The following is a 21,347-nucleotide window of genomic DNA, read 5'->3' on the forward strand; positions in this document are numbered from 1 at the left end:
TCCCCCGCGTGGGGGAGGGGTTCCCGCCGACACCCATTTCCGAGCCTTTCCATGCCTGAAGCTCACGAGCGCATCGAGCGCCACACCCTCTCGGTCCTGGTGGACAACGAGCCGGGCGTGCTCGCCCGCGTCATCGGCCTGTTTTCCGGCCGCGGCTACAATATCGACAGCCTCACCGTGTCCGAGGTGAGCGCGGAGAGCCATCTCTCGCGCATCACCATCGTCACCACCGGCACGCCCATGGTGATCGAGCAGATCCGCAACCAGCTCGACCGCCTGGTGCCCGTGCACCGGGTGCGGGACCTCACCGTGGAGGGCTGCTACCTGGAGCGCGAGCTCGCCATGGTGAAGGTGAGCGGCACCGGGGAGGCGCGCTCGGAGGCGCTGCGCCTCGCCGAGGCGTTCCGCGCCCGCGTCATCGACGCCTCCCGCGAGAGCTTCGTGTTCGAGATCACCGGCAAGAGCGACAAGATCGACCAATTCGCCCATCTGATGGAGCCGCTCGGCCTCACCGAGGTGGCGCGCACCGGCGTGGTCGCCATCTCGCGCGGGCCCAAGGCGCTTTGAGCCTGCCCGCATAACCGTTCCATTTGGCCGCGATCCGGGGCAAGACGCCGGCGCGGCCCGACGTCATTCAAAGACAAACGCCCACAAGGAGACACTGATGCGCGTTTACTACGATCGCGATGCCGACCTGAACCTCATCAAGGGCAAGAAGGTCGCCGTCATCGGCTACGGCAGCCAGGGCCACGCCCACGCGCTCAACATGCGCGATTCGGGTGTGAAGGATGTGGTGATCGCGCTGCGTCCCGGCTCCGCCACCGCCAAGAAGGCCGAGGCCGAGGGCTTCAAGGTGCTCTCTCCCGCCGAGGCCGCCAAGTGGGCCGACGTGGTGATGATGCTCACCCCCGACGAGCTGCAGGGCGACATCTATCGCGACAGCCTCCATGACAACATGAAGGAAGGCGCGGCGCTGTTCTTCGCCCACGGCCTCAACATCCACTTCAACCTGATCGAGGCGCGCAAGGATCTCGACGTGCTCATGGCCGCCCCCAAGGGCCCCGGCCACACCGTGCGCGGCGAGTACCTGAAGGGCGGCGGCGTGCCGACCCTGATCGCCATCGCCCAGGACGCCACCGGCAACGCGCATGACCTCGCGCTGTCCTACGCTTCCGCCATCGGCGGCGGCCGCGCCGGCATCATCGAGACCACCTTCAAGGAAGAGTGCGAGACCGACCTTTTCGGTGAGCAGGCCGTGCTGTGCGGCGGCGTGGTGGAACTGATCCGCGCCGGCTTCGAGACCCTCGTGGAGGCCGGCTACGCCCCCGAGATGGCCTATTTCGAGTGCCTGCACGAGATGAAGCTCATCGTCGACCTCATCTACGAGGGCGGCATCGCCAACATGAACTACTCCATCTCCAACACCGCGGAGTATGGCGAGTACGTCACCGGCCCCCGCATCATCACGCCCGAGACCAAGGCCGAGATGAAGCGCGTGCTCACCGACATCCAGTCCGGCAAGTTCACCCGCGACTGGATGCTGGAGAACAAGGTGAACCAGACCTCGTTCAAGGCCACCCGCGCCCGCGTGAACGCCCATCCCATCGAGGACGTGGGCGAGAAGCTGCGCGCCATGATGCCCTGGATCAAGGCCAAGGCCCTGGTGGACAAGTCCAAGAACTGAGGCTGCTCCGCGGGCATGCGGCCCGCGGCGCGCATTCCACCCCGGGTCGGCTTGTCGGCCCGGGGTTTTTTATGTCCGGGGACCCGCTGGCTGGTCGAGGCGGACCGCCATTTAAATCAGAATAACTCAAAACAAGAGTTGAATTTAAAACCGTTCTCGAAAGCGCATATTTTCGATGATGCGCTGAATAGCACAAGTTTTTCTTTGACACAATTCGGTGTTGTCCTATCTTGAGAGGGCTTGCGGCGCGCAATTAGATTTAAGGCGCTAAAGCCGGGTGCCATCCTCTCCGCGTGGTGCCCTTTGTTTTGATTTTGAACAATTCAATAAAGAGATACGACCCATGAATGTTACCGTCATCTTCGGATCGGACGGCGGCGCGACCAAGGGTGTCGCCTCCAAGATTTCCAAGAAGTGCCAGGGCCGCAGCGTCGACATCAAGACCGCCACCAAGGCGGACTTCGAGGGCTGTGATCTTCTGATCCTCGGCTCGCCCACCTATGGCGACGGCACGCTGCAGACCGATTGGGAAGAAAACATCGAGAAGCTGCGCACGGCTAAGCTTGGCGGCAAGAAGGTGGCGCTGTTCGGCACCGGAGACCAGGCCACCTACCCGGAATCCTTCGTCGATGCGATGGGTATCCTTTATGACGAAGTGATCGAGCTGGGCGCGGTGGTGGTGGGCTTCACCGACACCACCGGCTACGATTACTCCGGTTCCACCGCCGAGCGGGATGGCCAGTTCGTGGGCCTCGCCCTCGACCAGGACGGCCAGTCGGGCATGACCGAGAAGCGGGTCACGGCATGGCTCAGCAAGCTGCTGTAGATCCGGTCGCGCTCAGGCTGTTCCACCACCACCTGTATGAATACGGGCGGGGCGTGCGGGGCCTGTTCCTGATGACCCTGGGGCTCATCGAGTCCGCCCCCGTCGTCGCGAAGCTTCGCGACGACGGCATCGACCACTTCGTGCAGCGGGTGGGTTCGTCGAAGGTCAATGTCTTCTTCGGGCGGGAGGCCTACGTGGCGGTGGCGCGCAGCTTCGTCACCAAGCCGCTCAACCTTCTGAGCCCGGAGGAGGATTTCATGCTCGGCACGCTGCTCGGCTATGACCGGGAACAGCAGTGCCGGCGTTTCCTGGGCAAGCTTGCGGCGTCGGCGGCGCGCTGCCCCCTCGCCGTGGCGGCGGAGTGAGGCGGCGCCGGCTGGCGCCGCTGTCCCATTGCGCTGCGGGCGCGGGCGTTCCCGCGCCGCTCCATGCCAGCCCCCGAGGGGGCGCATATTGACCTTTGCCCTCGCGCGCGGCGTTTGCGTGCCACCCGCCCGGGACCTCCCGTGGGGCGGGTCGAGGATATCAGGTCGCCGCGTCGGAATAGCGGGTCGCGAGCGGCAGGGATGCCGTGGCGATGAAGGAGCGATAGCGCCGCCGCGCGTCGATGGCGGTGCCGTTGTCGGAGATGGCCGCTTCCTGCAGCTCGGCGAGGGCCCAGGGGTTGGGCTCCACCGGCAGGGCCACGATCTCGGGCGCGTTGTGGGAGGTGATCTCGATGATGTCGTGGGCGGTCAGCGCCTGCAGGGCGTGTGCCGCGAGCTGGCGCTGATAGGCCCGCCGCTCCGGCGCGATGTCCTCCCACGCCTCCAGGAGCGGATAGCGGGTGCGCGAAAAGGCGTGCATCGCCCGCGCCATACGCTCCACCATGTCCGCCGAGATCATTCCCTGGCCCTCTGACCTTCCAATCCGATCGCGCCCAAAGGTGCCGGAAAGGCGTTTCCCGACCGTTGCGAAACGGGCCCTCTTTGCCGCATGGTCAATGAAACATGAACGCGCGGCGCGGTGGCGCGTGCCCGGGCGCGCGTGCTAAGCCGCCGGTTGCACGGCGCAGGCCAAGGGGAGTGGACGAATGGCGGTGACCCTCGACATGCTCAAGGTGAAGCTCTTCACCGATGGTGCCGACAAGGCGCAGATCGTGGAGATGGCCCGGCATGGCCACATCGCCGGCTTCACCACCAATCCCTCGCTGCTGCGCAAGGCCGGCGTGACCGACTACGAGGCCCACGCCCGCGCCCTGGTGGAGGCGGTGCCCGATCGTCACCTTTCGTTCGAGGTGATCGCCGACGACATTCCGGAAATCCGCCGCCAGGCGCTGTTCATCGCCACCTGGGGCGCCAACGTCCATGTGAAGCTGCCGGTGTCCACCACCGCCGGCGAGCCGCTGTTCCCCCTGGTGCGGGAGCTGTCGCAGCAGGGCGTGAAGGTGAACCTCACGGCGGTGTTCGACCTGCCGCAGGTGGAGGAAGGCGTGGCGGCCCTCGCGGGCGGGGCGCCGGCCTGCATTTCCGTGTTCGCCGGCCGGCTGGCGGACATGGGGCTCGACTATGCCCCCGCGGTCACCCGCGCGGTGGCGCTCGCCCGCGCCACGCCCAATGTCGAGGTCATCTGGGCTTCCACCCGCGAGGTGTGGAACGTGATCGAGGCCGACCGCATGGGCTGCCACATCATCACCGCCCCCGCCGACGTGCTGAAGAAGTTGCCGGAGCTGGGCACCCGCACCGCCGCCGAGCTCTCCCTCGGCGCGGTGAAGGCATTCCGGGCGGATGTGGAGGCCGCGGGCCTGTCCCTCGCCATCCCCGATCGCGACGCCGCATAGGGCCATTCCGCACCGGCTCGCGGAAGACGAGCGGACCCCGCCTTGGCGGGGGTGTTCACGCGGATTGAAATCTGCGTGGATGGTGCTGTGGAGGTTGCTCGGTGGCACCGGCGGCCATTGCGCCGCCGCCGTGCGCTGCTAGACTTGTCGTCAAGGCGCGGCGAGGTGTGATGCGCACACCGGGCCGGAGCGCATTTTTCCGCCTTGCGGCGAGGGGATCGACATGAGGGACGGGACGCACGGGTCCGCGTCGGGCTCGGAGCCGTCTTCCCAATCCGGGAGCGAGAGGCGCGGTGTTGTGCCTTCGCGCGCGCGGCGCATGCCGGAACGGCAGGGGCCGCCGGATGATTCGGTCTATGCCGCCATCGACCTCGGTACCAACAACTGCCGGCTTCTGGTGGCCCGGCCGACGCCGCGCGGCTTTCGCGTGGTGGATGCCTTTTCCCGCATCGTCCGCCTCGGCGAGGGGCTGACCGCCTCCGGCCGGCTGTGTGATTCGGCCATGGAGCGGGCGGCTTCCGCGCTGGAGGTGTGCGCGGCCAAGATGGCCCAGCGGGGCGTCACGCGCGCCCGGGTGATCGCCACCGAGGCGTGCCGTGCCGCCGTCAACGGCGACGATTTCTGTGCCCGCGTGCTGGCCCGTACCGGCCTCGACCTCGAGGTGGTGGACCGCCGCACCGAGGCGGGGCTCGCCGCCGCCGGCTGCGCGCCCCTGGTGGATCCGCGAGGCGACGGGGCGGTGCTGTTCGACATCGGCGGAGGCTCCACGGAGGTGGTCTGGCTCGGCCGGCGCTCGGCCGGCGACGACGGCCCGCCGCGGGCGCGCATCCGTGCCTGGGTGTCGCTGCCGGTGGGGGTGGTCTCCCTGTCCGAGCGCCACGGCGGCGTGCGCGTCTCGCCGGACGTGTTCCACGCCATGGTGGCGGAGGTGCGCACCATGCTGGAAGGCGTGCGCGAGAGCTGGAACTTCCGCCCGCCCCAGCGCCTGCACCTGCTCGGCACCTCCGGCACGGTGACCACGGTGGCGGGCATCCACCTCGGCCTTCATCGCTATGACCGTACCCGCGTGGACGGCACCTGGCTCAGCGACACCTCCATCGGCGAGGTGGTGGACCGGCTCATGGGCATGTCGTTCGAGGAACGGGTGGCCAATCCGTGCATCGGCGCCCAGCGGGCGGACCTGGTGCTGGCGGGCTGCGCCATCATGGAGGCGGTGCGCGAGGTGTTCCCGGCCGAGCGCCTCCGCGTGGCCGATCGCGGCCTGAGGGAAGGCATGCTGGTTCAATTGATGCGGGCCGACGGTGTATGGCGCCGGCACCGGCCCGGCGGCCCCTCCGGCGGGGAGGCTCCGCCGTCCTGTGCGGAAGGCGAGCGGGCGGACGGTGTCTCCAATGACGGCGGAAAGGGCACGGCAAAGGGCGTGTCGAGGGGGAGCAAGGCGTGCGCCACCCCGGTGGAGCGGGCCGACAGCCGCAGGAAGGATGCGCGACCGTGAGCAATCCCACCCATGGGCCGGACGGCCGTCCCCTCAAGGTGCGGGTGAAGACCGCCCGCGGCCGCACCACCTCCTCGCAGAAATGGCTGCAGCGCCAGCTCAATGATCCCTATGTGGCCCGCGCCCGGCGCGAGGGCTGGCGCTCGCGCGCGGCGTTCAAGCTCATCGAGATGGACGAGAAGGCGAAGCTACTGAAGAAGGGCATGCGCATCCTCGATCTCGGCGCCGCGCCCGGCGGCTGGAGCCAGGTGGCCGCGCGCAAGATCGGCCTCGATGCAGGCCACGGCAAGATCGTGGGCATCGATCTGCTGGAGATGGAGCCCATTCCCGGCGTGGTTTTCGCGCAGATGGACTTCCTGGCCCCCGATGCGCCCGCGCGGCTGCTCGCCATGCTGGACGGGCCGGCGGACCTCGTGATGTCCGACATGGCGGCCAACGCCACCGGCCACAAGAAGACCGACCACCTGAAGATCGTGGCGCTGGTGGAATTGGCGGCGGATTTCGCCCGCCAGGTGCTGGCGCCCGGCGGCGCCTTCCTCGCCAAGGTGCTGCAGGGCGGCACCGAGGGCACGCTCCTGGCCGACCTGAAGCGGGATTTCGCCTCCGTGAAGCATGTGAAGCCGGCCGCCAGCCGCGCTGATTCGGCCGAGCTCTACGTGCTGGCGACCGGCTTCCGGGGCCGGGCGGCGGAAGGGCAGGACGAGGCGCCCGCGCACGACGAGCCGGCGGAGAGCTGAGGCGACACGCACCAGAGTGCCATGCTGAGCGTGGCTCAGGCCCGCGCGGTGGGCGCTGTCGTCCGTCTGGCTGCCGGGGTTGTGCCGGCGCTGATGCGCGCGGGCGGCATGTCGTGCCGGCCAGCCTTCAGTGCTGTTCCACCTCGGCGCGCGGGTCTGCAAGGTCCTTGCGCTTGGCAATGAGCTCCTTGCCGGCGTTCCCTGGCAACACGATGAAGTGGAGGAAGCTGAGCGCGCTCACCGCCGCCACCACCAGGAACGCCACGGTGAAGTCGATCTGCGTGACGTGCACCGCGTGCCCGCCGCCGCGCATCATTTCCAGCACCAGCCCGGCGAGGGCGACGCCGGTGGAGAGCGAGACCTGCTGCGCCACGCTGGCGAAGGAGGTGGCGCTGCTCATCTCGCGGTCCTGCACCTCGGCGTAGCTCAGGGCGTTGAGGGCGGTGAACTGGAGCGAGCGCAGGAAGCCGCCGATGAGCAGCAGGGCCACGATGAGCCAGTAAGGCGTCTCGTTGGTGAACAGAGCGTAGGCGGCGATGAAGCCCGACGAAAGCAGTGCATTCACCGTCAGCACCCGCTTGTAGCCGAGCCGCTGGAGGATGCGCGCGGCGGTCACTTTCATGACGATGGCGCCGGCCGAGGCGGAAAAGGTGATGAGCCCGGAGGCGAAGGGCGAGAGGCCGTAGACGAGCTGCAGCAGCAGCGGCAGCAGGAAGGGCAGGGCGCCGATGCCCACCCGGAACAGGGAGCCGCCCACCACGCAGGCGCGGAAGGTGGGGTAGCGCATCAGCCGGAGGTCCAGCACCGCGTGGGGCGTGCGGCGGGCATGGTGCACATAGGCCGCGAGCGACAGGGCGCCAATGCCGGTGACGCCGAGCACGATCCAGAGTGGAACGATCTCCTGCCCCAGCACCGCGAAGCCGAACACCAGCCCGGCGAGCCCGATGCCCGACAGCACCAATCCTTTCAGGTCCAGCGGCGGCACGTCCTCCGCGCGCACGTTCTCGATGAAGCGCGTGGCCAGGAATACGCCGAGGATGCCGATGGGCACGTTGATGAAGAACACCAGCCGCCAGTCGAAATAGGTGGTGATGAAGCCGCCGAGCGGGGGGCCGATCACCGGCCCCAGCAGCGCCGGTATGGTGAGCCACGCCAGAGCCGACACCAGTTCCGATTTCGGCACCGCGCGCAGGATGACGAGCCGCCCCACCGGCACCATCATGGCCCCGCCGAGGCCCTGGATGATGCGGTAGAGCACGAAGTCTCCCAGCGAGGTGGCAAGCCCGCACAGCACCGAGCCCAGGGTGAAGATGACGATGGCGGAGCGGAACACCGTGCGCGCGCCGTAGCGGTCCGCCGCCCAGCCGCTCGCGGGGATGAACACCGCCAGCGACAGCAGGTAGGAGGTGAGCGCCAGCTTCAGCGCCACCGGGTCCTCGTGGAGATCGGCGGCGATGGCGGGCAGCGAGGTGGCGATGACGGTGGCGTCCACCTGCTCCATGAACAGGGCGCACGCGACGATCAGCGGGATGAGGACCTGCGGGGGCAGAGTGAGGCGCGGCACGGGGGCTTCCTGACGGCGTGGCGCCTCCTTAAGCCAGTTTGCCCGGGGGATGAAGGGGGCGGCCATCACACCCCCGCGCGGGCGTTCCGTGCGCGGCCCCGGCGATGCGCCGTGGACCGGGAGGGCTTACGCAGGGGTGGGCGCCAGCGGTTTCGGGCAGCGCCGCGAGGTGGATGGGCGAAAGAGCGCCGCTCCGGCGAAGGGCGCGGGCCCGGCGGGCCGCCGGCCGGACCATCGGTGGCGCCACGAGCGCGGTGGACGCAGGCTTCGGCATCGCCGCATTCGTCGGGGCAGCTGCAATGGCGGGGTGAGGTCCGCCCGGCTCCTGAACCAGGTGCGGGCGCCGACGGGCGACGACTGCGCGCCATTCGTCAAGCCGCCGCAAGATGGTATCTTGAGGGGGTGCCGCCCGTTTCCCGCTCCCGACCTCCGGGACGCCGCTTGCGGTGGCGCCGGCGCCGCCCATATGCGCAGGAGCGGCCGCGTTGGCCGCGGCGGGAGGGTCTGGCGGATGATCTACATTCTTGCAGCGCTGCTGCCGCCGCTCGGGCTGCTGCTGAACGGCCAGCCGGTATCGGCGGTGGTCAATCTCGTCATGATCGTGCCGTGCGTGCTGCTGGGGCTGCTTTTCGCCCCGTTCCTGCTGCTGCCCTCGGCCCATGCGGTGATTTCGGTGCACATGAAGCGCAACGATCGTTGGCAGAGGCGCATGCTGGAAGCCATGGCCCGCCGCGAGGCTCCACCCGGTGGCACGCCTTGAGGCGAGGCAGCCTTCCGGCCTCCGCAACGAAGGCTGCAAGGGGCTGGCGGTGGTGCGGTCGGGGTGATTGGGGGCTGCGCCCTTCGCGCGTCAGCATGGCGCCGCTGGCGGGGGACTGCCCGGCCAGGTGAGGGAGTCCGCGCTGGCGCGCGAAGAGGCCGATAGCGCGGTGCGATTCGTCCGCCAGCCTTGGCTCGTGTTCGCCAGATGCGGCTCTTTGGCGGGCGGCCTGATGGCCGCACCGCATTCGTGCTGGCGCGGGGACCCCGCGCCGCGTCGCCTCAGAAGAAGCGACGTCCGCCGGACTCCTCGTCCTGGCCCGGCTCGCGGGTCAGGCGCGCGGTTTCATCGCGGCGGATGAAATCCGAAAAAGGGTCGCGGGCGTCCTCCCGGGCGCTGGCCGGGGCCACTTCCAGGGGCTGCGGGCGGGCGGCTGCGGGCACCGGGGCCGGCGCCGGGCGGGCATTGCCCACCGGAACCGCACGGCTCGAATCCGTGGTGCGCGAGGCCTTGGCGTCGAGCCACGGCAGCGGGAAGGGCGAGGCGATGAAGGCCACGCCGTCCTCCTGCTCCCAGGCGACCATGTAGACCTCCTCGTCCACCGGCATGCCGGGGAGCGAGAACATCTGCGGCGCCTCGCGGGCAGAGCCGCTCCAGCCCAGGGAATGGGCGAGCTGGAAGGCCTCGTCGAGGAACGAGCTCAGGGCCGCCAGGCGATCGGCGCGCAGATTCTGAATGAAGTCCACGTCCAGCAGGCGGCGGAGATAGGTCTCCACGCTGTCCCCCGCGGCCCATTGGGCACCGGTGGCGAACTGGTACACATATACGCGCGGGTTTTCCATTACTCAGCTCCACCCAGCAGGGACATCGTCGAGCCCACCGTGCCCACTGCTCGCTTGGATGCGCAGGACGACTGGGGCTGGCCGAGGTTCTTGTACCGTCTTGTCGAGCATTTTCAAAGAGACAGCAGCCGTTGCGCGCCGGTGCGGTAGCGCCAGGGGGTGGCGGCGGCGATGACGAGACACTGGCTTAACATGCTGTAAAATATTGGTTTTATCAGTTGTGGCAGGTATCTGGGCAGGTTATTAACCAGATATTTACGAAGCCGGCCGAGCCAGTGGAGAAGCCCCCGCGGGTGCTCGCCCGGTGGCCTTTACCCTATGGCGCGCGGGGCTTTGCCCCGGCCGGAGCGCTCCAGCGGGCGGTGGCGGCGTCATCGGCCGCCTTGGCCTCCACCCAGGCGCCGCCGGAGGCGCGCTCCTCCTTCTTCCAGAAGGGGGCATCGGTCTTCAGCCAGTCCATGAGGAACTCGGCCGCGGCGAAGGCGGCGCCGCGATGGGCGGAGGCGGTGGCCACCAGCACGATGGGCGCGCCGGGCACGATGCGGCCGTGGCGGTGCACGATCACCGCCCCCTCCAGGGGCCAGCGCCGGCGGGCCTCCTCCAGGTGGCGGGAGATCTCCTCCTCCGCCATGCCAGGATAATGCTCCAGCACCAGTGCGGCCAGGGGCGCCTCGCCCGCATCCGCGCGGCACAGGCCGGTGAAGGTGACGACGGCGCCGATATCGGTGCGCCCCGCCGAGAGGCGGGCGGCTTCCTCGGCCGCGTCGAAGGGCTCGGCCTGCACCCGCACCACGAAGACGCCTTCCTGCGCTGTGGCGGCCATGGCTCAGCCTCCGGTCATGGGCGGGAAGAAGGCGACCTCGCGCGCGCCGGCAAGGGGGGTGTCCGGCTTCACGTGGCGGCGGTCCAGGGCGGCGCGCACCACGGCGGGGTCGGTGAAGGCGGAGGCGTGGGCCTCGTCCCGCGCCGCCAGCCAGCGGGCGAGGTCGGCCACCGTGCGCACGGTCTCCGGTGGGTCCAGCGTTTCCTCGGGCAGGCCCACCCGCTCGCGCAGCCAGGCGAAGTAGAGGATTTTCACCGCTCGTCCTCCACCAGGTGGCGTGCCCCCGCACGGAAATAGTCGTAGCCGGTGTAGAGGGTGAGCACGGCCGAGATCCACAGCAGGGTGAGGCCGACAAGCCCGATGCCGGGCAGGATCTGCTCGCCCGCCGTGCCGGTGATGAGCACGCCCACTGCCACGAGCTGCACCGTGGTTTTCCATTTGGCGAGGCGCGACACCGGCACCGACACGCGCAGCTCCGCCAGGAATTCCCGCAGGCCGGAGACCAGGATCTCGCGGCAGAGGATGACGATGGCGGCCCACAGCGACCAGCCGCGGATGGTGCCGTCGGAGGCCAGCATCAGCAGGCAGGTGGAGACCAGGAGCTTGTCGGCGATCGGGTCGAGCATGCGGCCGATGGCCGACTGCTGCTGCCAGGCGCGGGCGAGGTAGCCATCGAAGAAATCGGTGATCGCGGCGGCGATGTAGAGCGCGAGCGCGACCCAGCGCAGCCAGATGCCGCCGTGCAGGATGTCCGACCAGAACAGGCATCCCGCCACCAGCGGCACCGCCACGCAGCGCGCATAGGTGAGGAGATTCGGCACGGACAGGGCATGGCCCCGGCCGGGCGCGGGGGAAGGGGAGGTGCGCGTTGCAGCGTCGGCCATGCTCATCACTTCGCAGAAGCGGTCCGGGGTTCGCGATCGCCCTTCTTTAATTCGCGCCGGGCGCAGGGGGAACCCGCTTGTGCGCCTTCCGCCTCACGCGGACGGGCGCTCGTGAAAATAATCATAGACCGCCTTGGCGGTGGCGGCATTGATTCCGTCCACCTGCTCCAGGTCGGCGAGAGCGGCCCGCTCGATGGCCTTCAGCGTGCCGAAATGGCGCAGCAGCGCGCGCTTGCGCGTGGGCCCGACGCCGGCGATGGCCTGCAGGCCGGCCTCCGAGATATCCTTCTTGCGCCGTGCCCGGTGGGAGCCGATGGCGAAGCGGTGGGCCTCGTCGCGCAGGCGCTGGATGAAATAGAGCACCGGGTCGCGCGGCTCCATGCGGAACGGCGGGCGTCCGGGCAGGAAGAATTGCTCGCGCCCCGCCTCGCGGTCGAGCCCCTTGGCGATGCCCACCAGCGGCACGTGGGTGATGCCGAGCGCGTCCACCACCTCGCGCGCTACGTTGAGCTGGCCGAGGCCGCCGTCGATGAGCACCAGGTCGGGCCAGGGCGAGGCGCCCTCGGCGTCGGGCAGGGGGCCTTCCGCCTCCGCTTCCGGCAATGGGCCTTCGGCCAGGGTTTGGGGCAGTCGGCCTTCGGCCAGGGTTTGGGGCAGTCGGCCTTCGGCCAGGGTTTGGGGCAGTCGGCCTTCGGCCTCCGGGGCGCCTTCCGCCGGCGGCATCGCCGCTGCGCGCGGGTTCTCTTTCAGCAGACGGGAGAAGCGGCGGGTGAGGACCTCGCGCATCATGCCGAAGTCGTCGCCGGGCACGAGATCTGACGACTTGATGTTGAACTTGCGGTACTGCGATTTGCGGAAGCCCTCCGGTCCCGCCACGATCATGCCGCCCACCGCATTGGTGCCCATGATGTGGGAGTTGTCGTAGACCTCGATGCGCTGGGGCGGATGGGGCAGGCCGAAGGCCTTGGCCACCCCCTCCAGCAGCCGCGCCTGGGTGGCGGTCTCGGCCAGGGTGCGGCCGAGAGCCTCGCGGGCATTCTGCAGGGCATGGTCCACGAGGTCGCGCTTCTCGCCGCGCTGGGGCGCCGCGATCTCCACCTTGAAGCCGGCCTTCTCCGAGAGGGCCTCCGCCAGCAGCGCCTGCTCCTCCACCTTGTGGGAGAGCAGGATGAGGCGCGGGGCCGGCTTGTCCTCGTAGAACTGGGAGAGGAAGGCGCCGAGCACCTCGCTCTCGTCCAGGGAGCGGTCGGCGCGCGGGTAATAGGCGCGGTTGCCCCAGTTCTGGCCGGTGCGGAAGAAGAAGACCTCGATGCAGGTGGCCCCGCCCTCCTGGTGGCAGGCGAACACGTCCGCCTCCTCCACCGAGCGGGGGTTGATGCCCTGCGTGCCCTGCACGGCGGAAAGGGCGGCGAGGCGGTCGCGCAGGCGCGCGGCGCGCTCGAATTCCAGAGCCTCCGCGGCCGCCTCCATCTCCTTCGCCAGCTCCTCCTTGATGGCGCGCGAGCGGCCGGAGAGGAAGGCCTTCGCCTCCCGCACCAGCTCGGCGTAGTCCTTCTCGCCGATCTCGCCGGTGCAGGGCGCGGCGCAGCGCTTGATCTGGTGGAGCAGGCAGGGGCGCGAGCGATTCTCGAAATAGCTGTCGGAGCATGAGCGCAGGAGAAAGGCGCGCTCCAGCGCGTTGATGGTGCGATCCACCGCCCACACGCTGGCGAACGGGCCGTAATAGTCCCCCGGCCGGTTGCGCGCGCCGCGATGCTTCAGGATCTGCGGCGCCTTGTGCTCGGCGTCGGCGGTGATGAGGATGTAGGGGAAGGACTTGTCGTCCCGCAGCAGCACGTTGAAGCGCGGCTTCAGCTGCTTGATGAGATTGGCCTCCAGCAGCAGGGCTTCCGGCTCGCTGCGGGTGGAGACGAACTCCATGGCATGGGTGGCCGCGATCATCCGCGCGATGCGGTTGGTGTGGCCCACCGGGCGGGTGTAGCTCAGCACCCTCTTCCTGATGCTCTTGGCCTTGCCCACGTAGAGCACGGTGCCGTCGGCGCCGAGCATGCGGTAGACGCCCGGCCCCATGGGCGCGAGCTTCACCGCGTGGATGATGGCGGCGCGGCCGGTGGCGAGGGTCGCCTCCGCCGGCGCCTCGGCGTCCGCGTCATCGTCGAGGGAGAACGCGGGGAGATCCTGCGCGTCGGCGTCCTCGGGGGCCTCGATCTCCGGCGCCTCCGGCTCGGGCGCGTCGGCGCCGGGCATGGGGGCCTTCGGCGCAGGTGCGCCGCGGCGCACCCGTGCGGAATCGGCGCCGGGCGCATCGACGGTGGGAAGCTGAAGCTCGGGCGGGTCCGTGGGGCGTCTGCCGGTCATGGGCGCAGCTTATACCAAAGGCTCACGGGCGACAGACATGGGCCTTTGGTCAAGCCCGCGTGTGCCGGGGTGGCATGCGCCGGCGCCGTTAAGGCGCCGTCAACCATGGTGGCCACTGCGACCCGCGCCGCGCACGGCGCGACAGCGCTCGAATACGAAATTGTGAAGCCATCGCAAAGCATTGAGGCGTTTACCGTGCGTTCATCATGGGCAGCGGGAATCCGCCCGCGGCAAAATTCGGGCAGGTTTGTGCTGCCACAGTGCGCCCGTCGGGCAGGCGCGGCTCCCGTCTCCGAAAGGGTTGCTGCCCGCCGGGAAGCCTGACGGTGGTTGAGTATCCGCGGGTAAATGAGTGTGCCGGCTTCTCTCCGCGTCGCGGGGTAGTGGTAAATTGAGTCGGTGGAAAACTATTTGGCCCGTGGATATCAACTATCGATTCAGCTTTCGGGACGATGGAAAGTCCCATCGAATAAGGCGCAACTGTGGTCTCGCCCCTGTGGTGCCTTGTTTGACAGAGCGTGCTCTGGCTGATGTAAGGAAGTGGAAAGGTTTTGCCACATCTCGGCCGTGTTTGATTTGGCTGGTGTGGCGCGATGGCTACAGACGGCCGGGGTGGCGGTCTGTATGAAGTCTCCCATGGTCGGCGATCGCCTTCGGGCGGGCCGAATTGAAGCAAGAAGGTAATAGTCATGTTGAAGCGTGTTCTGCTGGGTGCCTCCGCCCTCGCTCTTCTGGCCGGCTCGGCGTCTGCTGCCGATCTCTCCACACGCTATCCCGTGAAGGCCGCCGTGATGCCCGCCCCGATGTTCTCGTGGACCGGCTTCTACATCGGTGGCAACGTCGGCTGGGGCTGGGCCTCCAACTCGTTCGACTACACCACCGGCGCCCTGACCTATAATTACGACGTGGACAACTCGAACGGCGTGTTCGGCGGTCTGCAGGGCGGCTACAACTTCCAGTTCGCCAACAATGTGGTGGTGGGCGTGGAGGCGGATCTCGAGTTCGCCGACATCGGCCAGAGCAACACGCTCGTGGGCGGCCCGCTGGCCGCCACCATCACCTCCAGCAGCGTCGACACCTTCGGCACCATCCGCGGCCGCGTGGGCTACGCGCTCGACCGCTTCCTGCCCTACTTCACGGGCGGCGCGGCCTGGGCCAACACCAGCTTCACCGGCCCGTGGGGCGTGACCGCCGACGGCACCCGCTGGGGCTGGACCATCGGTGGCGGCGCCGAATACGCCCTCACCAACAACTGGACCGTCAAGGCCGAGTATCTCTACCTCGACTTCGGCGACAAGAACCTGGGCTACCTGAACACGGACACCGCGTCCCAGGGCCTCACCATGAATACCGTCAAGGCCGGCGTGAACTACAAGTTCTGATCGCCGCCAGACGCGGAAAAGGGGGCTTCCCGGCCGGGAAGCCCCCTTTTTCTTTCAGGCTTCTTTTTCCCGCTTCCCGCGCTTCAGGCGCGCGGGGCGGTGCGCAGGGGAATGGGCTGGGCGGCGCCGGTCTCGTCCTCGATGGAGAAGTGCCAGCGCCCGTCCGCGTCCCGCGTCACCGCGTAGGAGAGGCGGCCGGTCACGCGGTTCTCCCGGTCGAAGGTGAGCACGCGCGGCCGGATGGCGGGGATCTCCGCCTCCGGCACGTAGACCGAGTTGCAGATGATGACCTCGTCGCCGGGCTGGCAGGTGCGGGCGGCGGCGCCGTTGAGCACGCAGCAGCGCGAGCCGCGCTCGCCGAGGATGACGTAGGTGGAGATTCGCGCGCCCGAATTGCGGTTCCAGATCTCCACGAACTCCATGGGCAGGATGCCCGCTTCCTCGCAATGGTCGGGATCGAGGGTGATCGAGCCGTGATAGTTGAGATCCGCGCCCGTGACGGTGATGCCGTGAAGCTTGCCGGCGACGATCTTGCGCATGGGGTGTCCTCCCCGTTTCCAATGAATGTGGGACCAAGCCTGGCGCGTCCCTTAATCGCGCCGGGGGCGGGAGGGAAGGGGCCGGTGGCCCGTGCCGCCGCGCGCGGGCGGCCTTGCGCGCTGCGCTGCGGTAACACGGGGACGCAATTCTTGAACGCCCCGGCCGGCGCACTTTCGCCCCTTGCCTCGCTTCCTCCTTGGTTGTCGTGCTAGGAGCCGCCACCGTGATCAAAAATATGAGGGCTGTCATGGCTCATCCGGCTGCGCCCGAGCGCGCCCTTCGCGTCGGTGTCACGGGCATCGGCATCATGGGTTCCAACCACGCCCGCGTGCTCTCCGCCCTGCCCGGCGCCGAGCTGGTGGCGGTGGCGGATCCCGACCAGGCCCAGGCCGAGCGCGTGGCGAGCTTCCTCGGCTGCAAGGCGGTGGGCGACCATCAGGCCCTGCTGGAGCTGGGCCTCGACGCCATCGTGGTGGCGGCGCCGACCCACCTGCACCATTCCGTGGCCCTCGACGTCATCGGCGCCGGCTGCTCGGTGCTGGTGGAGAAGCCCATCGCCTCCACCGCCGAGGAGGGGCGCGAGATCGTCGCCGCCGCCCGCCAGAAGGGCGTGACCCTCATGGTGGGCCACGTGGAGCGCTTCAATCCGGCGGTGCGCGCCGTGAAGGAGGCCATCCGCGACGAGCACATCCTCTCGGTGGCCTTCACGCGCGTCGGTCCCTTCCCGCCGCGCATGTCGAACGTGGGCGTGGTGATCGACCTCGCCGTGCACGACATCGACCTGATCCGCTGGCTGACCGATTCGGAGATCATCGAGGTGCAGCCGCAGACCTCGGCGGCGCTGGCGGAGCGCGAGGATATCGCGCTGCTCCAGTTCCGCACCGCCTCCGGCGTGCTTGCCCACATCAACACCAACTGGCTCACCCCCTTCAAGGCGCGCACGGTGCACGTGGCCACCGCCAAGAAGTACGTGATCGGCGATCTGCTCACCCGCCAGGTGACCGAGCATTTCGACTACCGGCCGGACGGCTCCTATTCCACCCGGCACCTGCCGGTGGCCTATGCCGAGCCGCTGCGCGCCGAGCTCGAGAACTTCCTCTCCGCCGTGCGCGCGGGCCGCGCGCCCGAGGTCACCGGCGAGCAGGGGGTGGCGAGCCTGGAGATCGCCATCTCGTGCCTCGCCGAGCACGGGCCCGCGCAATCCGCGCCGCGCCGCGCCATCGGCTGACGCCTGCCCGGGTTCCCTCTTCAGGCTTTCTTTTCAGGACTTCGCACACATGACGTCTCCCGTGCCCACCGCGCCCATCGCCTTCATCGACCTTGCCGCGCAGCGCGCGCGCATCGGCGCGAAGATCGATGCCGCGGTCCAGTCGGTGCTCGCATCCTGCCGCTTCATCAACGGGCCGCAGGTGGGCGAGCTCGAAGAGAAGCTGGCGGCGTTCGCGGGCGCGAAGTACGCGGTTAGCTGCTCCTCCGGCACGGACGCGCTGGCGCTGCTCCTGATGGCCTGGGGGGTGAAGCCCGGCGACGCCGTGTTCTGCCCGGCCTTCACCTTCTGCGCCACCGCCGAGGTGGTGCCCTGGGTCGGCGCCACCCCCGTGTTCGTGGACGTGAAGGAAGACACCTTCAACATGGACCCCGAGAGCCTGGAGGCGGCCATCGCCGTCGCCGTGGAGCAGGGGCTCCAGCCGAAGGCGGTGATTCCGGTGGACCTGTTCGGGCAGCCGGCCGACTATGACGCCATCCTGCCGATCGCGGAGAAGCACGGCCTGAAGGTGCTGTGCGACACCGCCCAGGGCTTCGGCGGCACCTGGAACAACAGGCGCACCGGCTCCATCGGCGATGCCACCGCCACCTCCTTCTTCCCCGCCAAGCCGCTCGGCGCCTACGGGGACGGCGGCGCCATCTTCACCGACAGCGCGGAGCTGGTCGCCATCCTGAAAAGCCTGCGTGAGCACGGCCAGGGCGTGGACAAGTACCAGAACGTGCGCATCGGCATGACCGCCCGGCTCGACACCGTGCAGGCGGCGGTGCTGCTGGAAAAGCTGGCCATCTTCGAGGACGAGATCGCCGCCCGCGAGACGGTGGCGCGGCGCTACAACGCCCTGCTGAAGGACGTGGCCACCGTGCCGGTGGTGGACCCGCGCGCCACCTCCGTGTGGGCGCAGTACACCATCCGCCTCCAGCCCGGCGTGCGCGACGGCCTCGCCGAGACGCTGAAGGCCGAGGGCGTGCCTACGGCGGTCTACTACCGCCTGCCCATGCACCTGCAGCCGGCCTACCGCCACTACCCTTCGGCAGGCGCCATCCTGCCCGTGTGCGAAGCGCTGGCGGAGGAGGTCATCTCCCTGCCCATGCACGCCTATCTGGACGAGGCGACGCAGGATCGCGTCATCAGCGCGGTGCGCCGCGGCCTCGGCGCCTGATCCCGAAGGCCCTCTCGAGGGCCTTCGGTCGCGCCCGCGTGGCGGTGGCGGCGGTGAAGGATGCCGGACCGGCACCGGTCGAAGGCCGGGGCCGATCACGCGCGGCGGGTGCGCGGCGCTGGCGTCCGGCGGCGCGGCGGGCTAGCTTCCGCGCCGCATTCTCCACGGCGCGCCCTCCATGTTCCGCTCCATTCTCTCCGTTGGTGGCTTCACGCTGCTCTCGCGCATCGCCGGCTTCATCCGCGACGTGGTGATGGCCGCCGTGCTCGGCGCCGGGCCGGTGGCCGATGCCTTCCTGGTGGCGTTCCGCCTGCCGAATCACTTCCGCGCCATTTTCGCGGAAGGCGCCTTCAACGCCGCCTTCGTGCCCACCTACGCCCGCCTGCGGGAGCAGGACGGGGTGCCGGCGGCACGACGCTTCGCGGACGAGATCCTCACCGGCATGGTGCTGGTCCATGCCGTGCTGCTGGCGCTGGCGCTCGGCTTCACGCCCCAGTTCGTGGGGCTGCTGGCCCCCGGCCTCGCGGAGGATGGCGAGCGCTTCAACCTGGCGGTGACGCTGACCCGCATCACCTTCCCCTACCTGGCGCTGATCTCGGTGGCGACCCTGGTTTCGGGTGCGCTCAATGCGTCCGAGCGGTTCTGGGTGGCGGCGGCCTCGCCCATCCTGCTCAACATCTGCATGGTGAGCACGCTGCTCGCCGCCGCGCTGTTCCCCACCGCCGGCAACGCGGCGGCCTGGGGGGTGCTCGTATCCGGCGTCGCCCAGCTGTTCTGGGTGGGGCTCGACGCCGAGCGGCACGGCATTGGCCTCCGGTTCGGCCGGCCGCGGATGGATTCGGGCACGCGGCAGTTCCTCAAGGCCCTGGGGCCGGCCATCATCGGCTCCGCCGGCGTGCAGATCGCGCTGTTCGCGGACACCATCATCGCCACCTTCCTGCCCATCGGTGCGCTGTCGGCGCTCTATTATGCGGACCGCATCAACCAGCTTCCCATCGGCGTGGTGGGCATCGCGGTGGGCACCGTGCTGCTGCCGGAGATGGCGCGGCGCCTCGCGGCCCAGGACGATGCCGGCGCCGCCCATGCCCAGGCCCGCTGCATCGAGCTCGCGGCCCTGCTGGGCATTCCCTTCGTGGCGGCGGCGCTGGTGGTGCCGGACCTCACCATGCGCGCCCTGTTCGCGCGCGGCGCCTTCACCGCGGCCGACGCGGCGGCGGCGGCGGCCACCCTGCGCGCCTACGGCTTCGGCCTTCTCGCCTTCCTGGTGGTGCGCGCCTTCATCGCCCCCTTCCACGCCCGCGGCGACACCCGCACCCCCATGATCGCCTCGCTCTCCGCCGTGGGACTCAACGTGGCGCTGAAGTTCGCGCTCATGGGCACCTTCGCCCAGGTGGGTCTCGCCTTCGCCACGGCGGTGGGCGGGTGGATCAACGTGGGCCTGCTCCTCCTGTTCGCCCGGCGGCGCGGCTTTCCCCTGGGGGATGACGCGCTCGGGGGGCATCTGGCGCGGCTGGCGGTGGTGCTGGTGGTGGTGTCGGCGGCGCTATGGGGCGCGGCTTTCGCTGCCAACCGGCTGGTGCCATCGCAATTCCCCGCTCGCGAGGAAGTGATGCTGGCGCTGGTGGTGGTGGTCGGCGCCGCTGTCTACGGGGCGGCGGTGGCGCTGCTGCTGGGACGGCGTTTCCTGGCCGGAGTCATGGGCCGGCGCATGCCCGCCGCCCTCTCCTGAGCGACACCCGCGACACCCGCAGCGGGGCGTTGCCATTAAGTCACTGTCCGCCGGCGGAGGTGCCCCAGCGCGGCTGCCGGCGCGGAATTCGACATTCGAGGCGTTTTGCATCGCAGCGGTCTGTGCTATCTCGACGCCTCTCATTCCGGTTTCGGCTCGTCGGTTGCGGGAAGTGCCGAACCCCTCGCCCCAGGAATTTCGCGGATCCCGAGTATCCGCCAGGAGCCGGATTTGATGACGCACGTCATGCGCTCAGCGTTCCTTTTTGTGCCTGCGACCCTCGTCCTTGCGCTCGCGGGCTGCGGGCAGCCCACCGCCCAGCAGTCGGGCCCGCCGCCCGCCCCGCAGGTGACGGTCGCCAATCCCGGCACCCGCACGGTCACGGACCAGGACGAATATGTCGGCCGCTTCGTCGCCATCGACGAGGTGAACGTGCGTGCCCGCGTCTCGGGCTACCTGGACAAGATCCACTTCACCGACGGCCAGATGGTGAAGCAGGGGGACCTCCTGTTCACCATCGACCAGCGCCCGTTCAAGATCGCGCTGGATCAGGCGCAGGCGAACCTCGCCCAGGCCAAGGCGAACCTCGACTTCGCCAAGGGCGATCTGGAACGCGCCCGCACCCTGCTGGAAGACAAGAACTCCAACGCCATCTCCAAGCAGGCGTTCGACCAGCGCACCCAGGCCGAGCGCACCGCCGCCGCCACCGTGCAGTCGCAGGAAGCGGTCGTGCGCCAGGCCGAGCTCGATCTCGGCTTCACCGAGGTGAAGGCCCCTGTGTCGGGCCAGATCGGCGACCGGCGTGTTTCCGTCGGTAACTACGTGACCGGCGGCACCGGCGGCTCGCCGACCCTGCTCGGGGTCATCGTCTCCATCGACCCCATCCGCTTCGAGTTCACCATCGACGAGGCCGCCCTGCTGCGCATCCAGCGCCGCAAGACCGACATCAAGGGTGAGCCGGTGGCGCTGAAGCTCATCGACGACAAGGGCTTCGTCCACGAAGGGAAGATGGACTTCCTCAACAACGTGATCGACCGGGAGACGGGCACCATCCGCGGTCGCGCGGTGTTCGCCAATCCTAACGGCCTGTTCCGCCCCGGCATGTTCGCGCGCCTGCGCCTCAACTCGTCCGATCCGCACGAGGTGGTGGTGGTGCCGGATGCCGCCATCGGCACCGAGCAGGTGAAGAAGTTCGTCTATGTGGTGGGCGCCGACAACAAGGTTGCCCAGCGCTTCGTCACCCTCGGCTCGCTCGCCGGCGACCAGCGCGTGATCCTCGAAGGGCTCACCCCGCAGGACAAGGTGGTGGTGAACGGCCTGATGCGGGTGCGCCCCGGCGTCGTCGTGAACCCGCAGATGGCCGCCGCGCCCGCCGATGCTCCCAAGACCGACGCCCCCAAGGCCGACGCGCCGAAGCCGGATGCGGCCAAGGCAGAGCCACCCAAGGGCGCGGCCGAACCCTCCGCGTCGAAGTGAGG

The 21,347-nt window shown here is 69.2% G+C and carries 20 protein-coding genes and 1 pseudogene; 13 read left to right on the forward strand and 8 right to left on the reverse strand.

What is annotated here, in order from left to right; all coding sequences use genetic code 11:
* Window positions 1-51 precede the first annotated feature (51 nt).
* From ilvN to V5F61_RS07180, 4 genes are all read left to right on the forward strand, one after another.
* A complete protein-coding gene (gene ilvN / locus V5F61_RS07165) occupies window positions 52-567 on the forward strand; it encodes an acetolactate synthase small subunit (RefSeq protein WP_393988805.1) in 516 nt (171 codons plus the stop codon).
* A gap of 97 nt (window positions 568-664) precedes the next feature.
* The gene (ilvC, locus tag V5F61_RS07170) at window positions 665-1,684 is read left to right on the forward strand and encodes a ketol-acid reductoisomerase (RefSeq protein WP_393988806.1); all 1,020 of its coding nucleotides are present in this window, start codon (window positions 665-667) and stop codon (window positions 1,682-1,684) included.
* Between the two features lie 343 nt (window positions 1,685-2,027).
* On the forward strand, window positions 2,028-2,510 hold the full coding sequence (gene fldA / locus V5F61_RS07175; RefSeq protein ID WP_393988807.1) for a flavodoxin FldA: 483 nt from the start codon (window positions 2,028-2,030) through the stop codon (window positions 2,508-2,510).
* Complete coding sequence (locus V5F61_RS07180) at window positions 2,489-2,875, forward strand: DUF2023 family protein (RefSeq protein WP_393988808.1); 387 nt, start codon at window positions 2,489-2,491, stop codon at window positions 2,873-2,875. The genes fldA and V5F61_RS07180 overlap by 22 nt, the downstream gene beginning before the upstream one ends.
* Window positions 2,876-3,035: 160 nt before the next feature.
* Here the strand turns inward: V5F61_RS07180 and V5F61_RS07185 are convergent, their stop codons facing one another.
* Complete coding sequence (locus V5F61_RS07185; protein ID WP_393988809.1) at window positions 3,036-3,395, reverse strand: hypothetical protein; 360 nt, start codon at window positions 3,393-3,395, stop codon at window positions 3,036-3,038.
* Window positions 3,396-3,582: 187 nt separating this feature from the next.
* On the opposite strand from V5F61_RS07185, the gene V5F61_RS07190 reads away from it, so the two are divergent.
* From V5F61_RS07190 to V5F61_RS07200, 3 genes and pseudogenes are all read left to right on the forward strand, one after another.
* Complete coding sequence (locus tag V5F61_RS07190; RefSeq protein ID WP_393988810.1) at window positions 3,583-4,329, forward strand: transaldolase family protein; 747 nt, start codon at window positions 3,583-3,585, stop codon at window positions 4,327-4,329.
* 223 nt (window positions 4,330-4,552) lie between these two features.
* Window positions 4,553-5,650, forward strand: a pseudogene (locus V5F61_RS07195) (Ppx/GppA phosphatase family protein); the annotation flags it as partial.
* Window positions 5,651-5,820: 170 nt separating this feature from the next.
* Complete coding sequence (locus tag V5F61_RS07200; RefSeq protein WP_393988811.1) at window positions 5,821-6,561, forward strand: RlmE family RNA methyltransferase; 741 nt, start codon at window positions 5,821-5,823, stop codon at window positions 6,559-6,561.
* Between the two features lie 127 nt (window positions 6,562-6,688).
* Here V5F61_RS07200 and V5F61_RS07205 read toward each other — a convergent pair whose 3' ends face one another.
* Window positions 6,689-8,110, reverse strand: coding sequence for a DHA2 family efflux MFS transporter permease subunit (locus V5F61_RS07205; protein ID WP_393988952.1), 1,422 nt, complete (start codon window positions 8,108-8,110; stop codon window positions 6,689-6,691).
* Between the two features lie 526 nt (window positions 8,111-8,636).
* On the opposite strand from V5F61_RS07205, the gene V5F61_RS07210 reads away from it, so the two are divergent.
* Window positions 8,637-8,885 carry a hypothetical protein gene (locus V5F61_RS07210; RefSeq protein ID WP_393988812.1) on the forward strand — a complete coding sequence of 83 codons (249 nt, stop codon included), beginning with the start codon at window positions 8,637-8,639 and terminating at the stop codon, window positions 8,883-8,885.
* Window positions 8,886-9,166: 281 nt separating this feature from the next.
* Here V5F61_RS07210 and V5F61_RS07215 read toward each other — a convergent pair whose 3' ends face one another.
* The 5 genes from V5F61_RS07215 to uvrC form a co-directional block, all read right to left on the reverse strand.
* On the reverse strand, window positions 9,167-9,727 hold the full coding sequence (locus tag V5F61_RS07215; RefSeq protein ID WP_393988813.1) for a hypothetical protein: 561 nt from the start codon (window positions 9,725-9,727) through the stop codon (window positions 9,167-9,169).
* 316 nt (window positions 9,728-10,043) lie between these two features.
* Window positions 10,044-10,550, reverse strand: a complete 507-nt coding sequence (locus V5F61_RS07220) for a molybdenum cofactor biosynthesis protein MoaE (protein WP_393988814.1) — start codon at window positions 10,548-10,550, stop codon at window positions 10,044-10,046.
* A gap of 3 nt (window positions 10,551-10,553) precedes the next feature.
* Window positions 10,554-10,805, reverse strand: a complete 252-nt coding sequence (moaD, locus tag V5F61_RS07225; protein WP_393988815.1) for a molybdopterin converting factor subunit 1 — start codon at window positions 10,803-10,805, stop codon at window positions 10,554-10,556.
* Window positions 10,802-11,434, reverse strand: a complete 633-nt coding sequence (pgsA, locus tag V5F61_RS07230) for a CDP-diacylglycerol--glycerol-3-phosphate 3-phosphatidyltransferase (RefSeq protein WP_393988816.1) — start codon at window positions 11,432-11,434, stop codon at window positions 10,802-10,804. The genes moaD and pgsA overlap by 4 nt, the downstream gene beginning before the upstream one ends.
* Window positions 11,435-11,527: 93 nt before the next feature.
* A complete protein-coding gene (uvrC, locus tag V5F61_RS07235) occupies window positions 11,528-13,792 on the reverse strand; it encodes an excinuclease ABC subunit UvrC (RefSeq protein ID WP_394104022.1) in 2,265 nt (754 codons plus the stop codon).
* Between the two features lie 689 nt (window positions 13,793-14,481).
* Here uvrC and V5F61_RS07240 point away from each other — a divergent pair.
* Window positions 14,482-15,174 carry an outer membrane protein gene (locus V5F61_RS07240; protein WP_393988818.1) on the forward strand — a complete coding sequence of 231 codons (693 nt, stop codon included), beginning with the start codon at window positions 14,482-14,484 and terminating at the stop codon, window positions 15,172-15,174.
* Window positions 15,175-15,257: 83 nt separating this feature from the next.
* On the opposite strand, the gene panD is transcribed toward V5F61_RS07240, so the two are convergent.
* Complete coding sequence (panD, locus tag V5F61_RS07245; protein ID WP_393988819.1) at window positions 15,258-15,713, reverse strand: aspartate 1-decarboxylase; 456 nt, start codon at window positions 15,711-15,713, stop codon at window positions 15,258-15,260.
* 248 nt (window positions 15,714-15,961) lie between these two features.
* Between panD and V5F61_RS07250 the strand changes: the two genes are divergently transcribed.
* The 4 genes from V5F61_RS07250 (at window position 15,962) to V5F61_RS07265 (ending at window position 21,345) form a co-directional block, all read left to right on the forward strand.
* Window positions 15,962-16,942, forward strand: coding sequence for a Gfo/Idh/MocA family oxidoreductase (locus V5F61_RS07250; RefSeq protein WP_393988820.1), 981 nt, complete (start codon window positions 15,962-15,964; stop codon window positions 16,940-16,942).
* Window positions 16,943-16,991: 49 nt separating this feature from the next.
* Window positions 16,992-18,140 carry a DegT/DnrJ/EryC1/StrS family aminotransferase gene (locus V5F61_RS07255; RefSeq protein WP_393988821.1) on the forward strand — a complete coding sequence of 383 codons (1,149 nt, stop codon included), beginning with the start codon at window positions 16,992-16,994 and terminating at the stop codon, window positions 18,138-18,140.
* Window positions 18,141-18,318: 178 nt separating this feature from the next.
* The gene (murJ, locus tag V5F61_RS07260; protein WP_393988822.1) at window positions 18,319-19,869 is read left to right on the forward strand and encodes a murein biosynthesis integral membrane protein MurJ; all 1,551 of its coding nucleotides are present in this window, start codon (window positions 18,319-18,321) and stop codon (window positions 19,867-19,869) included.
* A gap of 234 nt (window positions 19,870-20,103) precedes the next feature.
* Entirely contained in the window at window positions 20,104-21,345 is a 1,242-nt protein-coding gene (locus V5F61_RS07265; protein WP_393988823.1) for an efflux RND transporter periplasmic adaptor subunit, read from the forward strand.
* Window positions 21,346-21,347 lie beyond the last annotated feature (2 nt).

Origin of the sequence: Xanthobacter sediminis (assembly GCF_043195015.1) — a bacterium.
Taxonomy (GTDB): Bacteria; Pseudomonadota; Alphaproteobacteria; order Rhizobiales; family Xanthobacteraceae; genus Xanthobacter.

Bases quoted from the DNA above. Each gene is read 5' to 3' on its own strand.
- V5F61_RS07265 (WP_393988823.1), top strand. From the start codon at position 20,104: ATGACGCACGTCATGCGCTCAGCGTTCCTTTTTGTGCCTGCGACCCTC.
- V5F61_RS07255 (WP_393988821.1), top strand. From the start codon at position 16,992: ATGACGTCTCCCGTGCCCACCGCGCCCATCGCCTTCATCGACCTTGCC.
- V5F61_RS07250 (WP_393988820.1), top strand. From the start codon at position 15,962: ATGGCTCATCCGGCTGCGCCCGAGCGCGCCCTTCGCGTCGGTGTCACG.
- ilvC (WP_393988806.1), top strand. From the start codon at position 665: ATGCGCGTTTACTACGATCGCGATGCCGACCTGAACCTCATCAAGGGC.
- V5F61_RS07185 (WP_393988809.1), bottom strand. From the start codon at position 3,395: ATGATCTCGGCGGACATGGTGGAGCGTATGGCGCGGGCGATGCACGCC.
- V5F61_RS07215 (WP_393988813.1), bottom strand. From the start codon at position 9,727: ATGGAAAACCCGCGCGTATATGTGTACCAGTTCGCCACCGGTGCCCAA.
- V5F61_RS07190 (WP_393988810.1), top strand. From the start codon at position 3,583: ATGGCGGTGACCCTCGACATGCTCAAGGTGAAGCTCTTCACCGATGGT.
- V5F61_RS07210 (WP_393988812.1), top strand. From the start codon at position 8,637: ATGATCTACATTCTTGCAGCGCTGCTGCCGCCGCTCGGGCTGCTGCTG.
- V5F61_RS07180 (WP_393988808.1), top strand. From the start codon at position 2,489: ATGGCTCAGCAAGCTGCTGTAGATCCGGTCGCGCTCAGGCTGTTCCAC.
- V5F61_RS07220 (WP_393988814.1), bottom strand. From the start codon at position 10,550: ATGGCCGCCACAGCGCAGGAAGGCGTCTTCGTGGTGCGGGTGCAGGCC.
- fldA (WP_393988807.1), top strand. From the start codon at position 2,028: ATGAATGTTACCGTCATCTTCGGATCGGACGGCGGCGCGACCAAGGGT.
- uvrC (WP_394104022.1), bottom strand. From the start codon at position 13,792: ATGACCGGCAGACGCCCCACGGACCCGCCCGAGCTTCAGCTTCCCACC.
- pgsA (WP_393988816.1), bottom strand. From the start codon at position 11,434: ATGGCCGACGCTGCAACGCGCACCTCCCCTTCCCCCGCGCCCGGCCGG.
- panD (WP_393988819.1), bottom strand. From the start codon at position 15,713: ATGCGCAAGATCGTCGCCGGCAAGCTTCACGGCATCACCGTCACGGGC.
- V5F61_RS07240 (WP_393988818.1), top strand. From the start codon at position 14,482: ATGTTGAAGCGTGTTCTGCTGGGTGCCTCCGCCCTCGCTCTTCTGGCC.
- murJ (WP_393988822.1), top strand. From the start codon at position 18,319: ATGTTCCGCTCCATTCTCTCCGTTGGTGGCTTCACGCTGCTCTCGCGC.
- ilvN (WP_393988805.1), top strand. From the start codon at position 52: ATGCCTGAAGCTCACGAGCGCATCGAGCGCCACACCCTCTCGGTCCTG.